Source organism: Acidovorax sp. HDW3 (assembly GCF_011303755.1).
Lineage (GTDB): Bacteria > Pseudomonadota > Gammaproteobacteria > Burkholderiales > Burkholderiaceae_C > Paenacidovorax.
This window is the reverse complement of record NZ_CP049885.1, coordinates 1,039,037-1,064,246: the sequence shown is the minus strand read 5'-3', so window position 1 is coordinate 1,064,246 and position 25,210 is coordinate 1,039,037. Positions and strand designations below refer to the sequence as shown.

18 protein-coding genes and 5 tRNA genes are annotated in these 25,210 nt (G+C 65.4%); 9 read left to right on the top strand and 14 right to left on the bottom strand.

The window, feature by feature from the left end:
- Positions 1-180: 180 nt before the first annotated feature.
- Complete coding sequence (gene murI, locus G7045_RS04685; protein ID WP_166157995.1) at positions 181-1,035, top strand: glutamate racemase; 855 nt, start codon at positions 181-183, stop codon at positions 1,033-1,035.
- Here the strand turns inward: murI and G7045_RS04680 are convergent.
- From G7045_RS04680 to G7045_RS04620, 13 genes are all read right to left on the bottom strand, one after another.
- Positions 1,026-1,562, bottom strand: a complete 537-nt coding sequence (locus tag G7045_RS04680) for a M48 family metallopeptidase (protein ID WP_240919274.1) — start codon at positions 1,560-1,562, stop codon at positions 1,026-1,028. The two genes, murI and G7045_RS04680, sit on opposite strands and share 10 nt — an antisense overlap.
- A gap of 19 nt (positions 1,563-1,581) precedes the next feature.
- Positions 1,582-2,208, bottom strand: coding sequence for a DUF6806 family protein (locus G7045_RS04675; protein WP_166157992.1), 627 nt, complete (start codon positions 2,206-2,208; stop codon positions 1,582-1,584).
- A 13-nt stretch (positions 2,209-2,221) separates the two neighbouring features.
- Positions 2,222-2,315: transfer RNA gene (locus G7045_RS04670), tRNA-Leu, on the bottom strand.
- 62 nt (positions 2,316-2,377) lie between these two features.
- Positions 2,378-2,453 (bottom strand) — tRNA-Gly (locus tag G7045_RS04665).
- 146 nt (positions 2,454-2,599) lie between these two features.
- A tRNA-Cys gene (locus tag G7045_RS04660) sits at positions 2,600-2,673 on the bottom strand.
- 49 nt (positions 2,674-2,722) lie between these two features.
- Positions 2,723-2,798 (bottom strand) — tRNA-Gly (locus G7045_RS04655).
- Positions 2,799-2,903: 105 nt separating this feature from the next.
- Positions 2,904-5,345 carry an endopeptidase La gene (gene lon / locus G7045_RS04650; protein ID WP_240919273.1) on the bottom strand — a complete coding sequence of 814 codons (2,442 nt, stop codon included), beginning with the start codon at positions 5,343-5,345 and terminating at the stop codon, positions 2,904-2,906.
- A 133-nt stretch (positions 5,346-5,478) separates the two neighbouring features.
- Entirely contained in the window at positions 5,479-6,765 is a 1,287-nt protein-coding gene (gene clpX / locus G7045_RS04645) for an ATP-dependent Clp protease ATP-binding subunit ClpX (protein WP_166157989.1), read from the bottom strand.
- 103 nt (positions 6,766-6,868) lie between these two features.
- Positions 6,869-7,477: an ATP-dependent Clp endopeptidase proteolytic subunit ClpP gene (gene clpP / locus G7045_RS04640; protein WP_166157986.1), complete on the bottom strand. Its 609-nt coding sequence runs from the start codon at positions 7,475-7,477 to the stop codon at positions 6,869-6,871.
- 133 nt (positions 7,478-7,610) lie between these two features.
- On the bottom strand, positions 7,611-8,924 hold the full coding sequence (gene tig / locus G7045_RS04635) for a trigger factor (protein WP_166157983.1): 1,314 nt from the start codon (positions 8,922-8,924) through the stop codon (positions 7,611-7,613).
- Positions 8,925-8,994: 70 nt separating this feature from the next.
- Positions 8,995-9,081 (bottom strand) — tRNA-Leu (locus tag G7045_RS04630).
- 103 nt (positions 9,082-9,184) lie between these two features.
- Positions 9,185-12,352 (bottom strand): efflux RND transporter permease subunit, encoded by a 3,168-nt coding sequence (locus G7045_RS04625; RefSeq protein WP_166157980.1) that lies wholly within the window; start codon positions 12,350-12,352, stop codon positions 9,185-9,187.
- A gap of 7 nt (positions 12,353-12,359) precedes the next feature.
- Complete coding sequence (locus tag G7045_RS04620; protein ID WP_166157977.1) at positions 12,360-13,547, bottom strand: efflux RND transporter periplasmic adaptor subunit; 1,188 nt, start codon at positions 13,545-13,547, stop codon at positions 12,360-12,362.
- A 105-nt stretch (positions 13,548-13,652) separates the two neighbouring features.
- On the opposite strand from G7045_RS04620, the gene hpnC reads away from it, so the two are divergent.
- The 4 genes from hpnC (at position 13,653) to hpnE (ending at position 18,219) form a co-directional block, all read left to right on the top strand.
- Positions 13,653-14,510: a squalene synthase HpnC gene (gene hpnC / locus G7045_RS04615; protein ID WP_370521719.1), complete on the top strand. Its 858-nt coding sequence runs from the start codon at positions 13,653-13,655 to the stop codon at positions 14,508-14,510.
- Positions 14,511-14,562: 52 nt separating this feature from the next.
- Entirely contained in the window at positions 14,563-15,963 is a 1,401-nt protein-coding gene (locus G7045_RS04610) for an L-serine ammonia-lyase (RefSeq protein WP_166157971.1), read from the top strand.
- Between the two features lie 106 nt (positions 15,964-16,069).
- Positions 16,070-16,909, top strand: a complete 840-nt coding sequence (hpnD, locus tag G7045_RS04605; protein WP_166157968.1) for a presqualene diphosphate synthase HpnD — start codon at positions 16,070-16,072, stop codon at positions 16,907-16,909.
- Positions 16,910-16,920: 11 nt separating this feature from the next.
- Positions 16,921-18,219 (top strand): hydroxysqualene dehydroxylase HpnE, encoded by a 1,299-nt coding sequence (gene hpnE, locus G7045_RS04600; protein WP_166157965.1) that lies wholly within the window; start codon positions 16,921-16,923, stop codon positions 18,217-18,219.
- Here hpnE and G7045_RS04595 read toward each other — a convergent pair.
- On the bottom strand, positions 18,191-18,406 hold the full coding sequence (locus tag G7045_RS04595; RefSeq protein ID WP_166157963.1) for a DUF2788 domain-containing protein: 216 nt from the start codon (positions 18,404-18,406) through the stop codon (positions 18,191-18,193). The genes hpnE and G7045_RS04595 overlap by 29 nt on opposite strands.
- 93 nt (positions 18,407-18,499) lie before the next feature.
- On the opposite strand from G7045_RS04595, the gene hemH reads away from it, so the two are divergent.
- Genes hemH through cas3 form a run of 4 tightly spaced genes read left to right on the top strand, consistent with a single transcriptional unit; the run spans position 18,500 to position 25,208 of the window.
- Entirely contained in the window at positions 18,500-19,615 is a 1,116-nt protein-coding gene (hemH, locus tag G7045_RS04590) for a ferrochelatase (RefSeq protein ID WP_166157960.1), read from the top strand.
- Positions 19,612-22,068, top strand: coding sequence for a Lon protease family protein (locus G7045_RS04585; RefSeq protein ID WP_166157957.1), 2,457 nt, complete (start codon positions 19,612-19,614; stop codon positions 22,066-22,068). Before hemH ends, G7045_RS04585 begins: the two co-directional genes overlap by 4 nt.
- Before the next feature lie 3 nt (positions 22,069-22,071).
- Positions 22,072-22,494 carry an RNA-binding S4 domain-containing protein gene (locus G7045_RS04580; protein WP_166157954.1) on the top strand — a complete coding sequence of 141 codons (423 nt, stop codon included), beginning with the start codon at positions 22,072-22,074 and terminating at the stop codon, positions 22,492-22,494.
- Between the two features lie 53 nt (positions 22,495-22,547).
- Positions 22,548-25,208, top strand: a complete 2,661-nt coding sequence (cas3, locus tag G7045_RS04575; protein ID WP_166157951.1) for a CRISPR-associated helicase Cas3' — start codon at positions 22,548-22,550, stop codon at positions 25,206-25,208.
- The last annotated feature ends 2 nt before the right edge of the window (positions 25,209-25,210 follow it).

Here is a 25,210-nt window from a genome sequence, read left to right as displayed (position 1 = left end):
CCACTGACTGGCGCGAAACTTACGTCCACCCTCCCTCAAAAATCAGACAAAAACAGCTTGTAAGGCGCACCCATCAAGCGCAAGCAGCTATTATTTTCATAGCAATAAAGCCCATCTCATGCAGCCATGAACAGAGGCTTTCTACAATGCCGGCTGCTCTCTTTCTCTTTCATGCCTGCCATGGTGCATTCCTCGTCTCCGATTGGTGTTTTTGACAGCGGCGTGGGCGGCCTGAGCGTGCTGCAGGCCCTGCGCCAAGAGCTGCCGGGCGAGTCCTTTGTTTACCTTGCCGATAACGCCTACGCCCCCTACGGCGAGCGTGGCGACGCCTTTGTGGCCGAGCGCACCCTGGCCATTGGCAACTATCTGCTGCGATCGCACGCCATCAAGGCCCTGGTCGTGGCCTGCAACACCGCCACAGCAGCGGCCATCCATCTGCTGCGGGCGCAGTGGCCGGATTTGCTCCTGGTGGGCGTGGAGCCGGCCCTCAAGCCAGCGGCGGCGAGCAGCCGCACCGGGCATATCGGCGTCATAGGCACGCGGGGCACGCTTGGCAGCGCCAAATTTGCCCAACTGCAAGCGAGCCTGCCACCGACCGTGCAATGCCACCTGCAACCCTGCGATGGCCTGGCCTACGCCATCGAGCGCAGTGCTCTACAAAGCGACGACGCCGCCCAGGCCGACGTTGCCGCCCTGTGCCAGCGCTACCTGCAGGCCCTGGGCCACTTTGGCAGCGGCGACGGCTCCATGGACACCTTGGTGCTGGGCTGCACCCACTATGTGTTTGTCACCCCCCTGCTGCGCAGCCTGCTGGGGCCGCAGGTCACGCTGATCGACACCGGCGCCCCCGTGGCACGCCAGACGGCACGCCTGCTGCAAACAGCCAAGCTGCAAACCCCTGACAAAACTCCGGCGCAAGTGCAACTGCTGACCACCGGCGATTTGGCGCTGCTGCGCGCGGGCGCCTCCCGCTGGCTGCAGCTCAGCACTGCCGACTGCCACACCGTGGCGCTGCCCGCGCCAGATTACGCCTGACCCCAGAGCGGCGTGCCCTGCTGCTCCAGATGGGTGAGGTACAGGCGCACATCAAATTCCACTTGGTGGTAATCAGGCTGCATATGGCAGCACAGCTGATAAAAAGCCTTGTTGTGCTCGCGCTCACGCAGGTGCGCCAGCTCGTGCACCACGATCATCTGCAAAAACTCGGGCGGCACCTGCTTGAACAGGCTGGCAACGCGAATCTCGTGCCGCGCCGTCAAACGCGCGCCTTGCACCTGGCTGCGGCTGGTATGCAAGCCCAGGGCATGGCGCACCGTGTGGATTTTGCTGTCGAACAGCACTTTGTTGAGCGTACCCGCTGCCCGCAGGTGGCGCGCTTTGAGCTCTGCCGTGTACTGGTACAGCGCCTTGTCGGTGCGCACTGCATGGGCTGCCGGGTATTTGCGCAGCAGCCAGTCGCCCAGCCCGGCACGCGCCAACAGGCCACGCACCTGCTCTTGCAAGGCCAAGGGGTAGGCTTGCAGATAAGGCAAGCCCGGTGCAGTCTGCACTACTGAGGCCACAGCCGGGGTGCTCAGCCTCTCAATGCAAATGGCGCGGGCGCCGGCCACCGCCGCCGTGGCCGGTCGCTCCACCGCCGCCACGCGGGGGCTTGCCAATTTCGAGCGAGCTGACCAGGGCGTCGAAACGTTCGCTGAACAAACGGTCGATCTCGGTCACCACGCCACCGAGCTGGGCGCCGTCAAAATGGCGCTCCATCAGATTGACCACGTCCTGCACCAGCAGGTCACGCTGCACCTGCATGATGGCCGCCGGCGTCGGGCCGACGAACAGCATCAGAAAATCATCGCGCGCCGCTTCTTCGTCCGAGGCTTCATCCTCGTCGAACTCGGCATCGTAGAAAGTCACCTCAATAGCCGCGCCCTGCTCCGCCAGCTCATTGAGTCCCATGCACATTTCATCGAGCGACTGGCGAAAATCTTCGTCACCAGAGACTGTCCAGCACACGCGCAGCACATGCGCCTTGGGCTCGTATTCAATCCCAGGCTCATCTTCGTAAGCGCTGGCGGCCCCATCGGCCAGCGAGCGCGCCCCCGCGTAACCCCACAGCGGCTTGAGCGCCTCTTGCAGCTGCTCAAAAGTGGTGTCCGCACGCAACTGCACTTGGCCGTGCACGTGGATTTCGAAGGGAGCGTTGTAATTTGACATGTTGGAATCCGGATGGTGCCCCGAGCCGGGGTCGAACCGGCACGCCCCTTATTCAGGAAAGCGGCGGATTTTAAGTCCGCAGTGTCTACCAATTTCACCATCGGGGCCCAGGCCGCCGCATGACGACAACCCAAGAAAAAAGGGAAGCACTTGGCTTCCCTTTTGAATTTGGAGCGGGAAATCGGTCTCGAACCGACGACCTCAACCTTGGCAAGGTTGCGCTCTACCAACTGAGCTATTCCCGCATTGCTTACTTAGTCACGTTACCGCAATCAAGCAAGACTCGTATTGTAGCGCATTTTTCAGCATCTTCAAGAAACTTGTCGATGCATCCTGCACACACAGAATTTCAGGCATTTGTCTGCGAACTTTCGCTCGCAGAGCACATAACTGGAGGCGCGAACCAGAGTCGAACTGGTCTAACCGGATTTGCAATCCGGGGCATAACCGCTTTGCTATCGCGCCCAATGCCTACTAACAAAAAGGGAAGCAAACGCCTCCCTTTTTGAAAATTTGGAGCGGGAAATCGGTCTCGAACCGACGACCTCAACCTTGGCAAGGTTGCGCTCTACCAACTGAGCTATTCCCGCATTTATCGAAGCCTTACATTGTACAACGTTTGCTGCGATGGGGTGAATTGTAGCGCACTTTTTGCTCCTCCCAGAAAAAATGCGCCACAAATCAGTTTTCTACGATCAATGCTTGATGGCACGGGCTGTGGCCGGCTTTTTCCGGGGGGCCGCAGCAGGCGTAGGCACAGGTGGCGGTGCAACCACCGCCTCCTCATCAGCGAGCGCGACGGGTTTGGATTCGAGCGCTACCGCCAGCACCTGGTCGATCCACTTCACCGGCACAATCTCCAGGCCGCTCTTGACGTTGTCCGGGATCTCTTGCAGGTCTTTGACGTTCTCCTCGGGAATCAACACCGTCTTGATACCGCCACGCAGCGCGGCCAGCAGCTTTTCCTTCAAGCCGCCAATCGCCGTCACCTCGCCGCGCAAGGTGATCTCCCCCGTCATGGCGACATCGGCGCGCACGGCAATGCCGGTGAGTGCCGACACAAATGCCGTCGCCATCGCAATACCGGCGCTAGGCCCGTCTTTGGGCGTGGCGCCATCGGGCACGTGGATGTGAATGTCGCGCTTTTCAAAAGCTTCATCCTTGATGCCCAGCACGCGGGCGCGGCTGCGCACCACGGTGCGTGCAGCCTCCACCGACTCCTTCATTACGTCGCCGAGCGAGCCCGTGCGGGTGATGACACCTTTACCTGGCATGGTGGCCGACTCAATCGTCAAGAGATCGCCGCCAACTTCCGTCCATGCCAAACCCACCACCTGGCCGATTTGGTTCTTCTGCTCGGCACGGCCATAGTCGTACTTGCGCACGCCCAGGTACTCCTGCAAATTGGCCGCCGCCACCACCACCTGGGGCGTGAGCTTTTTCAACTGCAGGCCCTTGACGACCTTGCGGCAAATTTTGGACAGCTCGCGCTCGAGCGAACGCACACCGGCCTCGCGGGTGTAGTAGCGCACGATGTCACGCACCGCCGATTCATCAACCCGCAGCTCGCTGTCTTTCACGCCGTTGTTGCCCATCTGCTTGGGCAGAAGGTATTTGATGGCGATGTTGACCTTCTCATCCTCGGTGTAGCCCGAGAGGCGGATCACCTCCATGCGATCAAGCAGCGCTGGGGGGATGTTCATGGAGTTGCTGGTAGCGACAAACATCACGTCCGACAGATCAAAATCGACCTCAACGTAATGGTCGCCAAAGGCGTGGTTCTGCTCCGGGTCGAGCACCTCCAGCAGAGCGCTGGAAGGGTCGCCCCGGAAGTCGGTGCCCAGCTTGTCGATTTCATCGAGCAGGAACAGGGGGTTGCGCGTGCCAACCTTATTCAGGCTTTGCAGCACCTTGCCCGGCATGGCGCCGATGTAGGTGCGGCGATGCCCCCGAATTTCGGCTTCGTCACGCATTCCACCCAGCGCCATGCGCACATATTTACGCCCCGTGGCTTTGGCAATTGACTGGCCAAGCGAGGTCTTGCCGACACCTGGGGGCCCCACCAGGCACAGAATGGGCGCCTTGACCTTGTCCACGCGTTGCTGCACTGCAAGGTATTCGAGGATGCGGTCTTTGACCTTCTCCAGGCCAAAGTGATCTTCGTTGAGCACCGCCTCGGCGTTGATCAGGTCGTGCTTGATCTTGTTCTTCTTGCTCCAAGGCAGGCCGGTAAGTACGTCCATGTAATTGCGCACCACCGTCGCCTCGGCCGACATGGGGGACATGAGCTTGAGTTTCTTCAGTTCGCTCTCGGCCTTTTTGCGCGCCTCGGCCGGCATCTTGGCGAGTTTGATTTTTTTCTCGATGTCCTCGATGTCGGCGCCATCTTCGCCCTCGCCAAGTTCTTTCTGGATCGCCTTGACTTGTTCGTTCAGATAAAAATCACGCTGGTTCTTCTCCATCTGGCGCTTGACGCGACCGCGAATGCGCTTGTCCACGTTGAGGATATCGACCTCGCGGTCGAGTTGCTCAAACAGGTTTTCCAGGCGCAGCTTGACGTCGTCGAGGTCGAGCACGACCTGTTTGTTTTCCAGCTTGAGCGGCAGGTGGGCGGCAATGGTGTCGGCCAGGCGACCGGCGTCATCGATGCTGGAGATTGAGCTCAAAATCTCTGGCGGGATTTTTTTGTTCAGTTTGACGTACTGGTCAAACTGCTGCATGACGGCACGACGCAGGGCCTCGATCTCGCTGGGATCCGCCGCCGACTGGGACGGCACGACCGGTGCCACGCTGGCCAGAAAATGCGTCTCTTCGTCCACGATGGTGCCCACCAGCGCCCGCTGCTGGCCCTCGACCAACACCTTGACCGTGCCGTCGGGGAGTTTGAGCAGCTGCAAGATGGTGGAGACGCAGCCCACATCAAACATATCCTCGGCCGACGGCTCGTCTTTGGCTGCGGCTTTTTGTGCCACCAGCATGATGCGGCGATCGGCCTCCATCGCCAGCTCAAGCGCCCGAATGCTTTTCGGGCGCCCCACGAACAGCGGGATCACCATATGAGGAAACACCACCACATCGCGCAGCGGCAGAAGCGGCAGTTCAATGGGGGTGGCAGGCAAGGGGTTGTGTCCGGACATGGCAAACCTCATGGGGTGCTGCGCCCACAGGCGTAGGGCAGCAGGGATTTTTTCAACCTGACGGGGCTCATGCCCCCAGGTCACGGCCGGGGTATTGGCTTGGCGCCAACACCCCGTGGCGCACCGACATGGGTCAGGCCTGCTTGGCCACCTCGCGGTAAACCAGCAGTGGCGGCTTGTTTTCTTCGATGGTCGATTCATCGAGCACGACTTTTTCGACGTTCACCGCGTTGGGCAGGTCAAACATGGTGCTCAACAACGCCTGCTCCAGAATCGAGCGCAGGCCACGTGCGCCCGTTTTGCGCTTGAGCGCCTTGCGGGCAATGGCCTTGAGTGCACCGGGGCGCACCTCCAGATCGACGCCTTCCATGCCCAGCAGCTTGGCATATTGTTTGACCAGAGCGTTTTTGGGCTCGGTCAAAATTTGCACCAGGGCGTCTTCGCTGAGCTCGGCGAGCGAAGTCACCACGGGCATACGCCCAATCAGTTCGGGGATGATGCCGAATTTGATGAGATCTTCGGGCTCGATGTCCTGGAACACCTCGGTCAACGAGCGCTGCTGCTTGCTGCGCACCGCCGCGCCAAAGCCAATGCCCGAAGCCTCGGTGCGGTTTTCAATGACTTTTTCCAGCCCGGCAAAGGCGCCACCGCAGATGAACAGGATGTTGGTCGTGTCGATCTGCAAAAAATCCTGGTTCGGGTGCTTGCGCCCACCCGAGGGCGGCACGCTTGCCATGGTGCCCTCGATGAGCTTGAGCAAGGCTTGCTGCACGCCCTCACCCGAGACATCGCGGGTGATGCTGGGGTTGTCGCTCTTGCGCGAAATTTTGTCGATCTCGTCGATGTAAACGATGCCGCGCTGCGCCTTGTCCACGTCGTAGTTGCAGCTTTGCAGCAGCTTGCTAATGATGTTTTCCACATCTTCGCCCACGTAGCCGGCCTCGGTCAGCGTGGTGGCGTCGGCCATGACGAAAGGCACATTGAGCTGGCGCGCCAGAGTCTGCGCCAGCAGCGTCTTGCCCGAGCCCGTGGGGCCGATCAGCAAGATATTGCTCTTGGTCAGCTCGACCTCGTCCCGAGCGTCGGCCAAATCCTTGGCCCCGCCCTGCTCTTTGTGGCGCAGGCGTTTGTAGTGGTTGTACACCGCCACCGCCAAGGTGCGCTTGGCCTTTTCCTGGCCAATGACGTAGTTATCCAGATTGGCCTTGATATCTGCCGGCGTGGGCAGATCGGGCTGCACGCCACCGAGCGGGTCGGGCGTGGGCAGCTCGTCGCGGATGATTTCGTTGCACTGGCCAATGCATTCGTCGCAGATGAAAACGGACGAGCCGGCGATCAACTTCTTCACTTCATGCTGGCTTTTGCCGCAAAAAGAGCAGTAGAGGGTTTTCTCGCTGGAAGAGCCTTTTTTATCGGCCATGGGGGCAATGCCTTGTCAATGAATACGATGGTCGCTCGATGATAGCGAATTAAAAACGGCGCTCCCGGCAGGGGAAACGCCGCAAACCGATGGTGAACCGACCTCAGGCGCGCTTTTCGATCACCTGATCAACCAGGCCGTAAGCCTGGGCTTCAGCCGCCGACAGGTAGTAGTCGCGCTCGGTATCTTGCTGGATTTTTTCCAGCGGCTGGCCGGTGCGCTCGGCCAGGATCTGGTTGAGCTGCTCACGCGTCTTGAGGATTTCGCGGGCGTGGATTTCGATCTCCGTCGCCTGGCCCTGCATACCGCCGAGCGGCTGGTGGATCATGACCTTGGAGTTGGGCAGCGCAAAACGCTTGCCCTTGGCGCCAGCGGCCAGCAAGAAAGCCCCCATGCTCGCCGCCATGCCGGTGCACAGCGTGGACACGTCGGGCTTGATGAAATTCATGGTGTCGAAAATCGCCAGACCGGCACTGACCGAGCCACCGGGCGAGTTGATGTAGAACGAAATATCCTTGTCCGGGTTTTCGCTCTCCAGGAACAGCAGCTGCGCCACCACCAGGTTGGCCGACTGGTCATTGACCGGGCCAACGAGAAAAACCACCCGCTCCTTGAGCAGGCGCGAGTAAATGTCGTAGGAGCGCTCGCCCCGGCCCGACTGCTCGATCACCATGGGGATCAAGCCCAGATTCTGTGTATCCAATGCGCTCATGTGTTCTCCAGTCAACAGGTACGGCGCGTACTGTACCCACAAATGAATTGGGGCCTGTGCACGCTGGCACAAGCCCCCGTTGGTACGCAGAGCGCAGGATTCAGTACGCTGACCCTGGCCCTGGTCGCAGCCCTCAGGCTTGCTGGCCCATCAGCTCTTCAAACGTCACGGCCTTGTTGTTGACCTTGGCTTTGGCGAGCACGAAGTCGGCGACGTTGTTCTCAACCACCACGGCCTCGATCTCGGCCAGGCGTTGGCGATCGCCGAAGTACCAGCGCACCACGTCCTCGGGCTTTTCGTAGCTGGCAGCGAGCTCGTCGATGTGGGCCTTGAGTTGCTCAGGGGTGGCGTGCAGGTTGTTGGAGCGCACCAGCTCGGCCAGCACCAGGCCCAGGCGCACGCGGCGCTCGGCTTGGGGGCGGAAGATGTCGTCCGGGATTTCAGCCTTGTCAGCGTCCTTGATGCCGCGCTGTTTCAGGTCGGCACGGGCGCTCTCGCGCAGGCGCTCGATTTCAGCGACGATGGCGGCGTTGGGCAGGTCGAGTTCGGCCTTGGCCAGCAGCGCGTCCATGACGGCGGCCTTGTTGCGGCCCATCAGGCGGAACTTGACTTCGCGCTCGAGGTTGTTCTTGATGTCAGCGCGCAGGCCGGCCACGGTGGCATCGGCCACGCCCAGCGACTTGGCCAGGGCATCGTTGACTTCAGGCAGATGGGCGGCTTCGATCTTCTTCACGGTGACGAGGAAGTCAGCCGTTTTGCCCGCCACGTCCTTGCCGTGGTAGTCCTCAGGGAAGGCCAGCGGGAAGGTCTTGCTCTCGCCGATCTTCATGCCGCGCACGGCGTCCTCAAATTCCTTGAGCATCTGGCCTTCGCCAACCAGGAACTGGAAGTCTTCGGCCTTGCCGCCAGCAAAGGGCTCGCCGTCGATCTTGCCTTCAAAGTCCACGGTCACGCGGTCGCTGTCGGCTGCCGCCTGGTCTTGGGCGCGCAGGGCGAAGGTGCGGCGCTGCTTGCGCAGGATGTCCACGGTCTTGTCGATGGCGGCCTCGTCCACGTCGGCGGACAGGCGCTCGATCTCGGCGTCGGCCAGATCGGCAATCTTGACTTCGGGGAACACTTCAAACACGGCGTCGAAGCTGACCTGGCCTTCGGCAGCGCCTTCTTTTTCGGTGATGCGCGGCTGGCCGGCCACGCGCAGCTGCGCTTCGTTGGCCGCCTGGGCAAAAGCCTCGCCCACTTTGTCATTCATCACTTCGTAGTGCACGGAGTAACCGTAACGCTGAGCCACCACGCTCATCGGCACCTTGCCGGGGCGGAAACCGTCCATCTTCACGGTGCGCGCCAGGCGCTTGAGGCGCGTCTCGACTTCGCTCTGGATGCTGTTCAGGGGCAGGCTCAGCGTGATCTTGCGTTCGAGCTTTTCGAGGGTTTCTACAGTAACTGCCATGTGTGTTCCTACTCAGGGATCAAGAATGTGAAGTGCAGCGGACTGCAAGCTCCAACAGGTCTCACGGTGATGGTGCGCGGGGGGGGACTCGAACCCCCACACCATTGCTGGCGTCAGGACCTAAACCTGGTGCGTCTACCAATTTCGCCACCCGCGCTGGTTTTACAAACAAACAAGCGGCAAGTTCAGTTGCCGCCTGCGTGAATGGGGTCAACCGGCGATTTTAGCTGGTTGTAAGCATTCCCCCGTAAATTTCTGTGCTATCTGACGGTGGCCACCTCCCGAGGTTCCGTGCGCTGTACGCGAAACCACGCCGCATACATGGCCGGCAGGGCCAGCAAGGTGAGCACGGTGGCCACGATCAACCCGCCCATGATGGCCACGGCCATCGGCCCCCAGAACACGCTGCGCGAGAGCGGGATCATGGCCAGCACGGCAGCGGCAGCGGTGAGCACGATGGGGCGCAGGCGGCGCACCGCTGCTTCGACGATGGCGTCCCAGGCGGGCACGCCGCGTGCGCGGTCGAGCTCGATCTGGTCGATGAGAATCACCGAGTTGCGCTGGATCATGCCCATGAGCGCAATCACGCCCAGCAGCGCCACAAAGCCAAAGGGCCGCCCCAGCGCCAGCAGCGCCGCTGCCACACCGGCAATGCCCAGCGGGCCGGTAAGGAACACCAGCATGGCACGGCTGAAGCTTTGCAACTGCAACATGAGCAGGGTAAAGACCAAGAACAGCATCACCGGCAGGCCCGCCGCAATCGAGGACGAGCCCTTGGCGCTTTCTTCCACCGCGCCCGCCACTTCGATGCGGTAGGCCGCACCCTGGCCGCCAGCGTGCCACTGCGCCTCCAGCGCGCGCAGTTCTGGCAGCAGCGCCTGGGTCACGGTTGCGCCTTGCAGGCCCTCGACCACGTCGCCTTGTACGGTGATGGCGTATTCGCGCTTTTCACGCCAGAGCACACCGGGCTCCCAGGCCAGGTGCGGGCGGGCGATTTGCGTCAGGGCAATGGCGCGGCCGCTGGCGGTGCTGACGTAGGCGTTGCGCACATCGTCGAGGGCGCGGCGCTCCTCTTGCGGCTGGCGCAGCACGATGTCGATCAGGCGGTCGCCCTCGCGGTACTGGCCCACGGTGCTGCCGCTGAACTGGGTGCGCGTGGCCTGGGCAATGGACTGGCTGGAGACGCCCAGCGCCCGCGCCTTGGCCTGATCGACCTCCAGGCGCAGCACCTTGACCGATTCGTTCCAGTTGTCATTCACACCACGCATGTCGGGGCTTTGGCGCAGCACGGCCTTGACCTCATCGGCGCGCTGGCGCAGTTGCGCCGGGTCGGGGCCAATCACGCGAAACTGCACCGGATAGGGCACGGGCGGGCCGTTGGGCAGCAGCTTGGCGCGCGCGCGCACCTCGGGGAACTCCTGCGCCAGCAACTGCGGCAGCGTGTGCTGCAGCGCCTGGCGCTCCTTCAAACTCTGCGGCAGGACGATGAATTGCGAGACGTTGGTTTGCGGAAACACCTGGTCAAGCGGCAGGTAAAAACGCGGCACGCCCGAGCCCACCCAGGTGCTGACGGTCTGCACGCCGGGCTGCTCGCGCAGGCGCGCTTCCACGCGGCGCGTCACCTCCTCGTTGGCGGCAAAGCTGCTGCCCTCGGGCAGCCACAGATCGACCAGAATTTCCGGGCGGCTGGAATCGGGGAAGAACTGCTGCTGCACCCGCCCCATGCCCAAGATGCCCAGCGCAAACACCAAGAGCGTGGCGCCAATGGTGAGCCAGCGGTGCGCCACGCACCAGTTCACCAGGCGGCGAAAGGTGGTGTAAAAGGGCGAATCAAACAGCTCGTGCGGCCCGTCGTGCCCCTGGCCGTGCGGCGGCGTCTTGAGCAGCAGCGTGCCCAGGTAGGGCACGAAGTACACCGACACCAGCCACGACAGCACCAGCGCAATCACCGTGACGGCAAAAATCGCAAAGGTGTATTCGCCCGTGGACGATTTGGCCATGCCGATGGGCAAAAAGCCCGCCGCCGTAATCAGGGTGCCCGTGAGCATGGGCATGGCGGTGATTTCGTAGGCAAAGGTGGCGGCGCGGGTTTTGTCGTAGCCCTCCTCCATTTTGCGCACCATCATCTCCACGGCAATGATGGCGTCATCCACCAACAAGCCCAGGGCGATGATGAGCGAGCCCAGCGACACCTTGTGCAGCCCAATGCCCCAGTAGTGCATGGCCAGGAAGGTGACGGCCAGCACCAGCGGAATGGTGATGGCCACCACCCAGCCGGGGCGGGTGTCGAGCGTCCAGCGCCGCCACAGCGGGTGGCTGCCGGGGCGCTTGTGCAGGCCCAGGCTCAAAAAACTCACCGCCAGCACGATGACCACGGCCTCGATCAGCACCTTGACAAACTCGTTGACCGAGGTTGCCACCGCCTGGGGCTGGTCTTGCACGTTCACCAGTTGCACCCCGGCGGGCAGGGTTTTTTCGATGCGGGCCGTGGCCTCGCGCAGCGCCTTGCCCAGGCGAATGATGTCGCCGCCCTTGGCCATGGACACGCCCAGGGCGATCGACTCCTGCCCCTGGTGGCGCACCTTGACCTGGGGTGGATCGACATAGCCGCGCGTGATGCTGGCGATGTCGCCCAGGCGCAACTGCGCGCCCGAGCTGCCGCGAATGGGCATGGCACGCAGTTGCTCGGGGTTGGTGAACTGCCCGCCCACGCGCAGCTGCACCTGGTCTTGCGGCCCTTGCACACTGCCCGCGCCCTCGACGGCGTTTTGCTGGCCCAATTGCGCCAGCACCTGGTTCATGTCCAGGCCCAGTTGCGCCAGGCGTTTTTGTGAAATCTCGATAAAGAGTTTTTCATCTTGCACGCCAAAAAGCTCCACCTTGGCCACATCGGGCACGTGCAGCAGTTGCTGGCGCACCTCGTCGGCAAAGTCTTTGAGCTCGGCGTAGCCAAAGCCATCGGCCTGCAGGGCGTAGATCACGCCGTACACGTCGCCAAATTCGTCGTTGAAAAACGGCCCCTGCACGCCCTGGGGCAGGGTGTAGCGCATGTCGCCAACTTTTTTGCGCACCTGGTACCAGACGTTGGCCACCTCGGCGGGCTTGGAGGAGTCTTTGATCTGGAAAATGATTTGCGACTCGCCCGGCTTGGAGTAGCTGCGCATCTTGTCGGAAAACGGCACTTCCTGCAGCGTGCGCTCGATTTTGTCGGTCACCTGCTCGGCCACCTGCTGCGCCGTCGCGCCCGGCCAGTAGGTGCGCACCACCATGGCACGGAAGGTAAAGGGCGGATCTTCGTCCTGCCCGAGCTGAAAGTAGGCGGCAATGCCCAGCACCATCAGCACCACCATCAGGTAGCGCGTCAAGGCCGCGTGCTGCAGCGCCCACAGCGAAAGGTTAAAGCCCTTGGGGGCTGGCGTAGCGGTCATGGCAGCCTCACTTTTGGGTGGCCGGTTGCGCTACTTTTTCAATAGCTGCTTGCGCTTGCCCTGATTGGGCTGGAGCATGTTTTGGCTCATAAATACTGACCTTTTGCCCCGGTGCCAGCACATGCACGCCCGTCACCACCACCTGCTGGCCCGCCTGCAGGCCCGAGGCGAGCACCACCTCGTTGCCATCGACCTGCGCCACGTCAATGGTCTGCGGCTGCACGCTGGCGCTTGCGGGGTCAAACACCCACACCGCCGTTTGCTGGCCCTGGGCGAACAAGGCACTGGTGGGCAGGCGCAGCGCCTGCGCCCCCTGTACCCCTTGCTGTGCGGCCAAGGCCGCAGGGCGGGCGTACACCGTGGCCCCCAAGGGCGGCAGCGCAGCGCCAGTGGTGGGTAAGGCTGCTTTGACGGTAAAGGTGCGCGTCACGGGGTCGGCGCTGGCGGCAATATCGCGCACCGTGGCGGCCAGGGGCGCGCCCCCGGCCCAGGGGCGCACGGCCACGGCCTGGCCGGTGCGCAGTTGGCCCACCAGGTCTTCGGGCACAGAAAAAACCGCGTCACGCGGGCCGTCTTGCGCCAGGCGCAACACGGGCGTGCCAGCGGCGAGCACCTGGCCGGGCTCGGCCTCGATGGCCGTCACCACCCCCGCAGCGTCGGCCAGCAGCCGGGTGTAACCCTGCTGGTTGCCCTGGTTGCTGGCCTGGGCGCGGGCCTGGTCGAGCTGCGCCTGCGCCGATTGCAAGGCGGCGCGGCGGCGGTCGAGCTCGGCGCTGCTGATGAAGTTTTGCGCCTTGAGCTGCTCAAACCGCTGGTAATCGGCCTGCGCCAAATCGCGCTGCGTGGTGGCCGCAGCCAACTGCGCCTGCGCCGCCTGCACGCCCAGGGCGTAGTCCTGCGCATCGAGCTGCGCCAGCAACTGCCCGGCCTGCACGCGCTGGCCCAGCTCCACGGGGCGCTGCACCAGCTTGCCCGCCACGCGAAAACCCAAGCGCGTCTCCACCCGGGCGCGCACCTCGGCGGCAAATTCGCGCTCGGCCTGCAAGGCGCTCTCGCCCACGGTCATGAGCTTGACGGCACGCAGCGGCTCGGGCGCAGGCGCAGGGCGCGAGCAGGCCGCCAGCAGCAGCGCAGCCGACAAAGCACATAAAAAAAGCCCCGTTCGGGGCCGCTGGAGAGGGCGCAAGGAAGGCATGGCGGAGATTGCTTAATGACTGACTGGTTAGTAAATTTAAAGAGCAGGCTGCTTCTTGTCAATGCAAGCAGTTGTATCGCTGGCACAACAGCGACAATCGCCCCCGTGAATACCCCGACCCCATTGGCGCCCGCGCCTGTCACGCATTACGAGAACTTCCCCGTCGCCTCGCTGCTGTGCCCGCCAGCGTTGCGCGCGCCGGTGGCCGCCATCTACGCCTTTGCACGCTGCGCCGACGACATCGCCGACGAGGGCGAAGCCAGCGCCGCGCAGCGCCTGGCCGACCTGACCGCCTACCGCGCCGCGCTGCACGACTGCGCCAGCAATGCCCCCATGGCCGGGCGCTGGGCCAGCGTCTTTGGCCCGCTGCAGGTGCAGCTGCAGCGCCACCAGCTGCCCGTGGCGCTGCTCGACGACCTGCTCAGCGCTTTTATCCAAGACGTGGCCATGACCCGCGACAGCGCCCGCTACGCCGACCGCGCCCAGCTGCTGGACTACTGCCGGCGCTCGGCCAACCCCATCGGCCGCCTGCTGCTGCACCTGTACGGCGTGCACGCACCCGAGGCGCTGCAGCAAAGCGACGCCATTTGCAGCGCGCTGCAACTCATCAACTTCTGGCAAGACCTGAGCCAAGACCTGCCCAGGGGCCGCCACTACCTGAGCGACGCCGACTGCGCCGCGCACGGCGTCAGCCGCGCGCAGCTGGAACATTTACAGCCCACGCCGGCCACCACCGCCTTGCTGGCACAGCAGGCACAGTGGGCGCGGGCGCTGATGCACAGCGGCGCGCCGCTGGTGCACCGCCTGCCCGGGCGCGTGGGCTGGGAGCTGCGTCTGGTGGTGCAGGGCGGGCTGGCCATTCTGGACAAGATCGACGCCCTGCAAGGGCGCAACCTGTGCCAGCGCCCCGTGCTAGGAAAAAGCGACTGGCTGCGCATGGCCTGGCGCGCGCTGCGCATGTGAGCGTTGGGGGCATGGCCCGCGCGGGGGCGGTTCTGGCATAGCATGGCAGCCCATGACTGTCAGCGTTTTTGACCTTTTCAAGATCGGCATCGGGCCTTCGAGCTCGCACACCGTCGGCCCCATGATTGCAGCGCGCCAGTTCACCTGCGAGCTGCAGGCGCTGGGCCTGCTGGCTCGGGTGGCGCGCGTTGAAGTGGAGCTGTTTGGCTCGCTCTCGGCCACCGGCGTCGGCCACGGCACGGACCGCGCCGTGCTGCTGGGCCTGGCCGGGCACGAGCCTGACCGTATCGACCCCGACGCCATCGCCAGCACCGTTGCCACCATCACCACCAGCGGCCAGATCGCGCTGCTGGGCCTGCAGCGCATCGCCTTTCATGCCAAGAGCGACCTGCTGCTGCGGCGCCAAAGCCTGCCCTACCACCCCAACGGCATGGTCTGCCACGCCTTTGCTGCCGATGGCAGCGCCCTGCTCTCGCGCCCTTACTACTCGGTGGGCGGCGGCTTTGTCGTCGATGAACAAGGCCAGCGCGTGCACAACGGCGCCGCCCCCGCCGCCCCCGGGAGCGCAGGCCACGGCGCCGGCCTGCCCTACCCCTACCGCACCGGCGCGGAGCTGCTGGCGCAATGCCAGGCCAGCGGCCTGTCGATTGCGGCCCTGACCCTGGCGAACGAGGAGCACTGGCACAGCCGCGCCGAGGTCGAACGCCGCCTGCTGCACATCTGGCACACCATGGCCGCTGCCGTGCGCCGGGGCTGCGCCAGCAGCGGCCCCCTGCCCGGCCCACTGCACCTGCAGCGGCGCGCCCCAGCCCTGTACCAGAGCCTGCGCGAGCGCCCCGAGGAGGCGCTGCGCGATCCGCTGTCCATGCTCGACTGGGTCAACCTCTACGCCATGGCCGTGAACGAGGAAAACGCCGCCGGCGGGCGCGTGGTGACCGCGCCCACCAACGGCGCGGCCGGCGTCATCCCGGCAGTGCTGCATTACTACGCCAAGTTCATCCCGGGCGCAGGCGATGCGGGCATCGTGCAATTTCTGCTCACCGCTGGCGCCATCGGCATCATCTACAAGCAGACCGCCTCGCTCTCGGGCGCAGAGGTGGGCTGCCAGGGCGAGGTCGGCGTTGCCTGCTCCATGGCGGCCGGGGCGCTCGCCGCCGTGCTCGGCGGCACGCCGGCGCAGGTGGAGAACGCCGCCGAGATCGGCATGGAGCACAACCTGGGCATGACCTGCGACCCCGTCGGCGGCATGGTGCAAATTCCCTGCATCGAGCGCAACGCCATGGGCGCCATCAAGGCCATCAACGCCGCCCGCATGGCGCTGCGCGGCGACGGCACGCACGTCGTCTCGCTCGACAAGGTCATCAAGACCATGATGCAAACCGGCGCCGACATGAAGACCAAATACAAGGAAACCTCGCGTGGCGGCCTCGCCGTGAACGTGGTGCAGTGCTAGTATTTTTATAGCTGCTTGCGCTTATTCCATAAGCGTTAGAGGCATAAAACACCCCAAAACAAGCCCGCGCTGGCGCCCCCGCCGCGCGTGGGACAATCGCCCCCCTATGTCGCCCCAGCAGTACGTCCAGAACAAAGCCGCCGCCTCGGGCAGCAGTTTTTATTACGCCTTTCTCTTCCTGCCCGCGCCCCGGCGTGCGGCCATTACCGCCTTCTATGCCTTCTGCCGCGAGGTGGACGACGTGGTCGATGAGGTGAGCGACGCCAGCGTCGCGGCACAAAAACTCGCCTGGTGGCAGGGCGAGGTGCGCCAGGCTTTTGCCGGCCAGCCCACGCACCCGGTCATGCAGGCGCTCATGCCGCTGGCGGGCGACTACGGCATCGAGGCGCGGCACCTGCTCGCCGTCATCGAGGGCTGCCAGATGGATCTGGAGCAGTCGCGCTACCTCGACTTTGCCGGCCTCACGCGCTACTGCCACCTGGTGGCCGGGGTGGTGGGCGAGGTGGCGGCGCACATCTTCGGCCAGACCGACCCGGCCACCACGCAGTACGCACACCGCCTGGGCCTGGCGCTGCAGCTGACCAACATCATCCGCGACGTGGGCGAAGACGCGCTGCGCGGGCGCATCTACCTGCCCATTGCCGAGCTGCAGCAGTTCGACGTCAAGGCGCACGAGATCACCCAGCGCCAGTACTCCGACCGTTTTACGGCCCTGATGCGCTTTCAGGCCGAACGCGCCCAGCGCTGCTACGACGAAGCCCTGGCGCTGCTGCCCGCCGCCGACCGGCGGGCGCAAAAACCCGGCCTGATGATGGCCAGCATCTACCGCACGCTGCTCGACGAAATCAGCCGCGACGGCTTTCAGGTGCTGCACCAGCGCACCAGCCTGACGCCGCTGCGCAAGTTCTGGCTGGCCTGGAAGATGCAGGCGCTGGGGCGGTTCTGAGGCGGGCGGCGTTGAAAGTCGCCATCATCGGCGCCGGCTGGGCCGGGCTGGCTGCCGCCGTGCGCCTGACGCAGGCGGGCGCGCACTGCAGCGTTTTTGAAGCCGCACGCCGCCCCGGCGGCAGGGCCCGCACCCTCGCGCCCGAGGACGACGGCCTGCGGCTGGACAACGGCCAGCACATCCTGATCGGTGCCTACACGCGCAGCCTCGATGTGATGCGCAGCGTCGGCGTCGATCCCGATCAAGCCCTGCTGCGCCTGCCGCTGGCGCTGCGCTTTGCCGACGGCAGCGGCCTGGCCCTGCCCGACTGCGCCCCGCCCTGGGATGCGCTGATCGGCATTGCCCGCGCCCGGGGCTGGCACTGGCACGAGAAATGGGCCCTTTTGCGCCGCGCCGCCCGCTGGCGCCTGCAGGGCTTTGCCTGCGCCCGTGACACCAGCGTGGCGCAGTTGTGCGCCGGGCTGCCGGCGCGGCTGCTGCAAGAATTCATCGAGCCGCTGTGCGTCTCGGCCCTCAACACCGCCGCGCACGAGGCCAGCGCCAGCGTCTTTTTGCGCGTGCTGCAAGACAGCCTGTTCAGCGGCCACGGCGGCTCCAACCTGCTGCTGCCACGCACCGACCTGGGCGCCTGCCTCGCCGATGCCGCCAGCGCCTGGCTGCAAGCGCAGGGTGCGCACTGGCACAGCGGCGTGCGCGTGCAAGCCCTGCAGGCCCAAGGCCCGCAATGGCAAGTACAAGGGCAAGCGCAAGAACAGTGCTACGACGCCGCCATCGTCGCCACCGACAGCCCCTCGGCCCTGCGCCTGCTCGCGCCCTGGGCCCCGGCCCACTGGCTGGCAGCGGCGCAGGCGCTGCGCCACCACCCGATTGCCACCGTCTATGCCCGCATGAATATCCAGAGCAGCAAGGCCCTCCTGCCCGCGCCCATGCTGGCGCTGCGCGCCGCGCCAGGCGCACCGGCGCAGTTTGTGTTTGACAAGGGCCAGCTCGGTGGCCCGCCCGGGCTGCTGGCCTTTGTCGTCAGCACCAGCGAAGGCAGCAGCGCTGCGTTGCAAGCGCAGGTGCTGGCCCAGGCCCAGGCGCAGCTCGGGCTGCAGGGCCTGCAGCCGCTGCAAACCGTGGTCGAAAAACGCGCCACCTTTGCCTGCACCCCGGGCCTAGAGCGCCCCGGCATGGCGCTGCGCCCGGGGCTGTGGGCGGCGGGCGACTACATCGACGGCCCCTACCCCGCCACGCTCGAAGGTGCGGTGCGCAGCGGCGAGGCAGCAGCGCAGGCCGTGCTCAGTGCTTTTCCAGGTACCACTGGATGACGAACTTGGCGATGAAGCCGAGAAACCCCACGCCCAGGCCGAGAAAAATCACAAAAGTGCCAAACTTGCCGGCCTTGGACTGCCAGGCCAGGTGGCCAATGATGAAGACCATGAACAGAATGAACGCCGCCACCCCGTAGGTCAGAAAAAAATTCGCCAGTTGTTCTTCTGTGTAACCAAACAGCACGCTCGCTCTCCCCAACTCCAGCACAAAGGGCGGCAAGAATACCCCAGGCTCTGGCGTCCCATTGCCATGGCTGCCCTTTGCCACAATCGCCCCATGCCTTTGTCCCTCCCCTCCCGGTTTGCGCCCGAGCCCGCCCACACCCATGGCCAGGCCGAGCGCTGCGCCATTCTTTTGTGCAACCTGGGCACGCCCGACGCCCCCACCGCCCCCGCCCTGCGCCGCTACCTGGCCGAGTTTTTGGGCGACCCGCGCGTGGTGGAGATCCCGCGCCTGCTGTGGCTGCCGCTGCTGCACGGCGTGATCTTGCGCACCCGCCCCGCCCAATCCGCCGCCAAATACGCCAGCATCTGGACGCCCGAGGGCTCGCCGCTGCGGGCCTGGACGCTGCGCCAGGCCGCCTTGCTGCAAACCGCCCTGGAAAGCGCCGGCCACCGCCTGCTGGTGCGCCCGGCCATGCGCTACGGCCAGCCCGGCATGGCGGCGCAGCTCGACGCCCTCAAGGCCGAAGGCGCCACGCGCATCCTCGTGCTGCCGCTGTACCCGCAATACTCGGGCACGACCACGGCGAGCGTGTTCGATGCCGTCTATGCCTGGGCTGCGCGCCAGCGCCGCCTGCCCGAGCTGCGCTTTGTCAACCAGTACCACGACCACCCCGGCCACATCGCCGCCTTGGCGCACAGCGTGCGCCAGCACTGGCAGCAGCACGGCCAGGGCGAACAGCTGGTGATGAGCTTTCACGGCGTGCCCGAACGCACCCTGCACCTGGGCGACCCCTACCACTGCCAGGCACAAAAAACCGCCCGCCTGCTGGCCCAGGCACTGCAGCTGCCTGCCGAGCGCTGGCGCATCACCTTCCAGTCGCGCTTTGGCAAGGCCAAATGGCTCGAACCCGCGACCGAGCCCACCCTGGTACAGCTGGCGCAGCAGGGCTTGCGCCATGTCGATGTCATCTGCCCCGGCTTTGCCAGCGACTGCCTCGAAACCCTCGAAGAAATCAACCAGGAAGCGCGCCACGCCTTCTTGCAGGCCGGCGGTACGCGCTTTGACTACATCGCCTGCCTGAACGACCAGTCCGAGGGCGTTGCCGCCCTGGCCGATCTGGCGCTGCAGCACCTGGCAGGCTGGCCCACGGCGGCGCCCACCTCGGCGCACAATGAAAGCCAAAGCGCCAGCCGCGACCGCGCCCTGGCGCAAGGAGCACCGCAATGACCGCCGCCCCCTGCCCTCCCACCAGCCCCTGCCCCCGTCTCACGCCCGCACAGCTGCGCCGGCACATAGCCCCCGCCAGCCTGGGCTTTGCCGACACCAGCGCGCTGCTGCCAGAGCCCGTCACCTGGATCGGCCAGGAGCGCGCCCAGGCCGCCGCCCGCTTTGGCCTGGCGATGCAGCAGCCGGACTACCACCTGTTCGTGCTCGGCGAGGTCGGCAGCGGCCGCACCTCGCTCATGCGCCAGGCCATGCACGACGCGGCCGCCCAGCGCCCGGTACCGCCCGACCTGTGCTACCTGCACAACTTTGACAAGCCCGAGCACCCGCGCGCCCTGCGCCTGCCCGCCGGCCAGGGGCGTGCGCTGCGCCAGGCGATGCAGCAGTGGGCCAAGACGCTCGAAGCCGAAATCCCCAAACGCCTGGCCGCCCCCGACACCAAGGCCGAAGCAGAAAAAATCGACAAAACCTACCAGCACGCCGAGGCCCGCGCCTTTGCCGCCCTGGAGGCTTTTGCCCAGGCGCGGCGCTTTCGCCTCACGCGCGATGGCGAACAAATGGTGTTCACCCTGCTGGGCGAGAACGACCAGCCCATCAACGAATCTCAGGCCCAGGCGCTGAGCGCCGCCCAGCGCCTGGCCATAGAGCAGACCGAGCAGGAGCTGCGCGCCGAGATCGTGCGCTTTCTCGACCACACCCGGCCGCTGGAGCGCACGCGCGACGAGGCCCAGGCGCAGCTGCAGCGCCAGGCGGTCAAACCCCTGGTGGACCACGCCCTGGACCCCATCCGCCAAAGCCTGCGCAAGCACATCAAGGACACCGTCAAGCTCGGCCACTGGTTCGAGCAGGTGCAGCGCGAGGTGCTCGAACACCTCGACCTCTTTCTGCCCCGCGAAAGCAACGACGACGCCGAACAAGACCGCCGCGACGACCTGGCCGACCTGCTCGACCTGTGCCGCGTCAACCTCGCCGTCGATAACGGCAGCCTGCGCGGCGCCCCGGTGGTGGTGGAGGACAACCCGCAGCTGCGCAGCCTGTTCGGCAACATCGAGCACCAGAGCGACAGCGACGCACCGCAGGCCGATTTCTCCAGCATCCACGCCGGCAGCCTGCTGCGTGCGCACGGCGGCTACCTGATGCTGTTTTTGCGCGACCTGCTGGGCGACGAACCGCTGTGGGAGCGGCTGCGGCGCTTTCTGCGCTGCTCGCGCCTGACGATCGAGGACGCCAGCGCGCACGGCCCCGGTGCCCCCGTGGCGCTGCAGCCCGAGAGCGTGGAGGTGGAGGTCAAGATCGTGCTCATCGGCTCGGCCGCCGAGTACTACCTGCTGCAAGAGGGCGACCAGGATCTGGCACGGCGCTTTCGCGTCAAGGTCGATTTCGCCGAGCGCTTCGCCGCCACGCCCGCCACGCACCAGGCCAGCGCCACCTTCATCGCCCACAGCTGCGCCCGCCGGGGCCTGCCGCACTGCAGCGCCGCCGCCGTGGCGCGGCTGCTGGAGTTCTCGCACCGCGAGGCCGACGACCAACAGCGCCAAAGCGCCCTCTTTGCCAGCACCGAGGCCCTGCTGATCGAAAGCGCCAGCCTGGCACGCCAGCGCGCCAGCGCCCTGACCGAGGCCGAGGACGTGGCCGCCGCCCTGGCCGCGCGCCGCCTGCGCCACAACGCGCCCGAGGAGGAAATGCACGAGGCCATTGCCGAGGGCGAGCTGCTGATCTCGCTCTCAGGCAGCCAGGTCGGCCAGCTCAACGCGCTCACGCAAATCGACATGGGCGACTACCGCTTTGGCTTTCCGGTACGCATCACCGCGCGCACCTTTGCCGGGCAGGAGGGGCTCATCAACATCGAGCGCGAAGTGGAGATGTCCGGCCCCATTCACGACAAGGGAATGCTCATCCTGCACAGCTACCTGGCGGCCCTGTTCGGCCACCTGGCGCCGCTGGCGCTCAACGCCTCGGTGGTGTTCGAGCAGGAATACAGCGGCATCGAGGGCGACTCGGCCTCCTGCGCCGAGCTGTACGCGCTGCTGTCCTCGCTCTCGGGCCTGGCGCTGCGCCAGGACATCGCCGTCACCGGCGCCCTGAACCAGCACGGCGAGGTACTGCCCGTGGGCGGGTTGAACGAAAAAATCGAGGGCTGGTTCCGCACCTGCCAGCAAGCGGGCCTGAGCGGCCAGCAAGGCGTGCTCATCCCGGCGCGCAACCAGCGCCACCTGATGCTGGCCCCGGAGGTCGTCGCCGCCGTCGCGCAAGGGCAGTTCCACATCTACGCCGCGCACCACGCCAGCGAAGGCATCGCCTTGCTCACCGGCCAGGATTTTGGCCAAGCCCCGGGCGACACCACGCACAACCCCAGCCCGGGCAGCGTGCTCGCCCGCGCCGAACAAACCCTGCGAGCCTACCGCCGCGCCTGCCAAACCGCCTGGGGCCACCACCGCCCCAACCTGCGCCGCTGACCCATGAACACCCTCGACTCCATGCGCCTGGACAAATGGCTGTGGTGCGCCCGCTTCTACAAAACCCGCAGCCTCGCCGTTGAAGAAATCGGCAAAGGCCGCGTGCAGGTGAACCAACAAAACGCCAAAGCCGCACGCGAACTGCGCGTGGGCGACACGGTGCAACTGCGCCAAGGCCAGGTGCAGCGCACCGTGCAAGTGCGCGCCCTGAGCCCCCAACGCGGCCCGGCCCCCGTGGCGCAGCAGCTGTACGAAGAAACCCCAGAAAGCATCAGCGCCCGCCTGCAAGCGGCCGAACAACGCCGCCTGGCCCCCGAACCCGCCGCCAGCCTGCACGAAGGCCGCCCAACCAAACGCGACCGCCGGGAGATCGAACGGGTGCAAAAAGGCTGGGGTGACCGCTGGTCGGCGTCTGTGGATGGGTGATACAAAAAAGATAGCTGCTGACGCTGACGGAATAAGGCTTGGGAGCCAAAAAGATGGAAAGTATTTTCCCCTGGGGCAAACTCGAACGAACCACCCCACAGCCGCGCAGCCATTCATTGCTCGATCACATGACGGACGTCGCCGCCGTCCTGCATCGCTTGCTGTACCTACCCGCCGTGCAGCGGGCACTGCAGCAGGCCGCAGGCCGCCCGTTGACGGACGTGGATCGGGCGCGCCTGGCGGTGTTGGCGTTCTTGCACGACATCGGCAAAGCCAACACCGGCTTTCAGGGCAAATACTGGAACGATCCGACGCAACGCCCCGCCGGTTGGTTCACGCCGCATTGCGGGCACGGGGCAGAAGGTTGGAGTTTGATGGAAGACGGCCCTCCCTCTGTTCTTGCCGGATTGCCATTGGAAGCCATGGATTCCTGGGGGGATAGTTGCTGCGATTTGCTGCACGCCAGCATCAGCCACCACGGCCGCCCCGTTAAAAGCAACGGCAGCTCAGTATTGTGGAAACCCATCGAGCACGCCGGCCAGGTGCTCTACGACCCGGCGCAGGCCGTCCAGGCCATGGGCCAAGCTATTCAGGCGCAATACCCCGAGGCTTTTGCCCGCAGCGCCCCGGAACTGCCTGCCACCCCCGCTTTTGTTCACCTGTTCGCCGGCCTGGTGCAGTTGGCCGACTGGCTGGGCTCAGACACCCGCCCGGGCTTCTTTCCCTATGCCCAACCCGAAGAAATACGGTCAAAAACGGCTCCAGCCCTTGCGCAGCAAGCGCTAGCAGCTATCGGTTTGGAAGTGGGTGATGCCCTGCTGCGCCAGCGGGCCACCCATGCCGACTTTGCCCAGGCTTTCGGCGTGCCCGGCGCCCGCCCCATGCAGGCGGCCATGGCGGGCGACGGCCTGGGCCCGGTCGTGGTGCTGGAAGCGGAGACCGGCAGTGGCAAGACCGAGGCGGCGCTGTGGCGCTTTCTGCACCTGTGGCGTGCGGGCGAGGTGGATGCACTGTATTTCGCCCTGCCCACTCGCGTCGCGGCCACGCAGTTGTATGAGCGGGTGCAGGCATTCGTCCAGCGCACCTGGAAGGATGAGCCTCCTGTCGTCGTGCGCGCATTGCCCGGCTATGCCGCTGCCGATGGCCAGGGTTACGAACCACTGCCTGGCTTTCAGGTGCTGTGGCACGACGAACCCCAGGATGACGAAGCCGAGCGCCGCTGGGCCGCCGAACACCCCAAGCGCTACCTGGCCGCGCCAATTGCCGTCGGCACGGTGGATCAGGCGCTGCTCGGGGCGCTGCAGATCAAGCACGCCCATATGCGGCACGCGCTGCTCGCGCGCAGCCTGCTGGTGGTCGATGAAGTCCATGCGTCCGACGCCTACATGACCCGCCTGACCGAGCACCTGCTGCGCGCCCACGTCGCCTGCGGCGGCCAGGCGCTGCTGCTGTCGGCCACGCTGGGGGCCGTGGCACGCACGCGCTACCTGGCCATTGGTCAGCCCGGCCTGCCAACGCCGCCCACGCTGGCCCAGGCCCAGGCGCTGGCCTACCCCGCCATCAGCCACCGCAGCGCAAGCGGCCCGAAGTTGCGGGCCGTGGAGGGCAACCCGCGCCAGAAAACCGTGCATTGGCAAACGCTGGACTGCATTGATGCGCCTGAGCGCATCGCTGCACTGGCCGTGGAGGCTGCCGCTCAAGGGGCGCGCGTGCTGGTGGTGCGCAACACCGTGCCCGCCGCCATGGCCACGCTGCAGGCGGTGGAGGCGGTGGAGGTGCTGGCAGCGGCGCAAGGGGTGGATTGCCGGTTCAAGGTCAACGGCGTCAGCACGCTGCACCACAGCCGCTTCAGCCGCCAGGACAGGCCCCTGCTCGACGTCCAGGTGCAGGCGCAGATCGGCAAGGAGCGCAGTCCCCGACCGGGTGGTGCGGGCCTGGTGGTCATTGGCACGCAGACGCTGGAGCAAAGCCTGGACATCGATGCCGATCTGCTGATTACCGACCTGTGCCCGATGGACGTGCTGCTGCAGCGCCTGGGCCGGCTGCACCGCCACGCACGCGAACAGCGTCCCGAGGGTTGCGAACAAGCCCGTGCCTGGGTGCTCACGCCCCCAGGCCACGATCTCACGCCGCTGCTGCAGCGCCAGCGACACGGCCTGGGGCCGATCCGTCTGAAGAGCCAGCCCATGGGCGGCGTCTACCTCGATCTGCGCGTGCTCGAAGCCACGCGCCGCCTGATCGACGCCGCGCCCACGCGCAGCATTGCGGCCGACAACCGCCTCCTGGTCGAGCAGGCCACCCACGCCGAGGCGCTGGATGCGATTGCGCGGGAGATGGGCGAGGCGTGGGTGCAGTTCGGCAAGGAGGTGGACGGTCTGCGCTTTGCTACCGGCACCCTGGCCAATCTGCACGCGCTGGCTTTTGACCAACCATTTGGTGCGCTATTTCCGCAAGACGAGGGCAACATCGGTAGCCGTTTGGGCGCTGCCGACCGCCTGATGACATTTGCTGAACCGTTGCCGCTGGGGCCTTTGGGCCAACCCGTCGAACAGCTTGCGTTGCGGCACCATCAGGTACCACCGGGCTTGCCTGCGGATGCGCAACCCGAAGATGTGTTACCGCTGGCGGATGGTGAAGGCCCGGGTTTCAGTTTTCGCCTCGGTGCTGCACGCTACCGCTACAGCCGCTTCGGCGTCGAACGTTTGTCTTCCTGAGT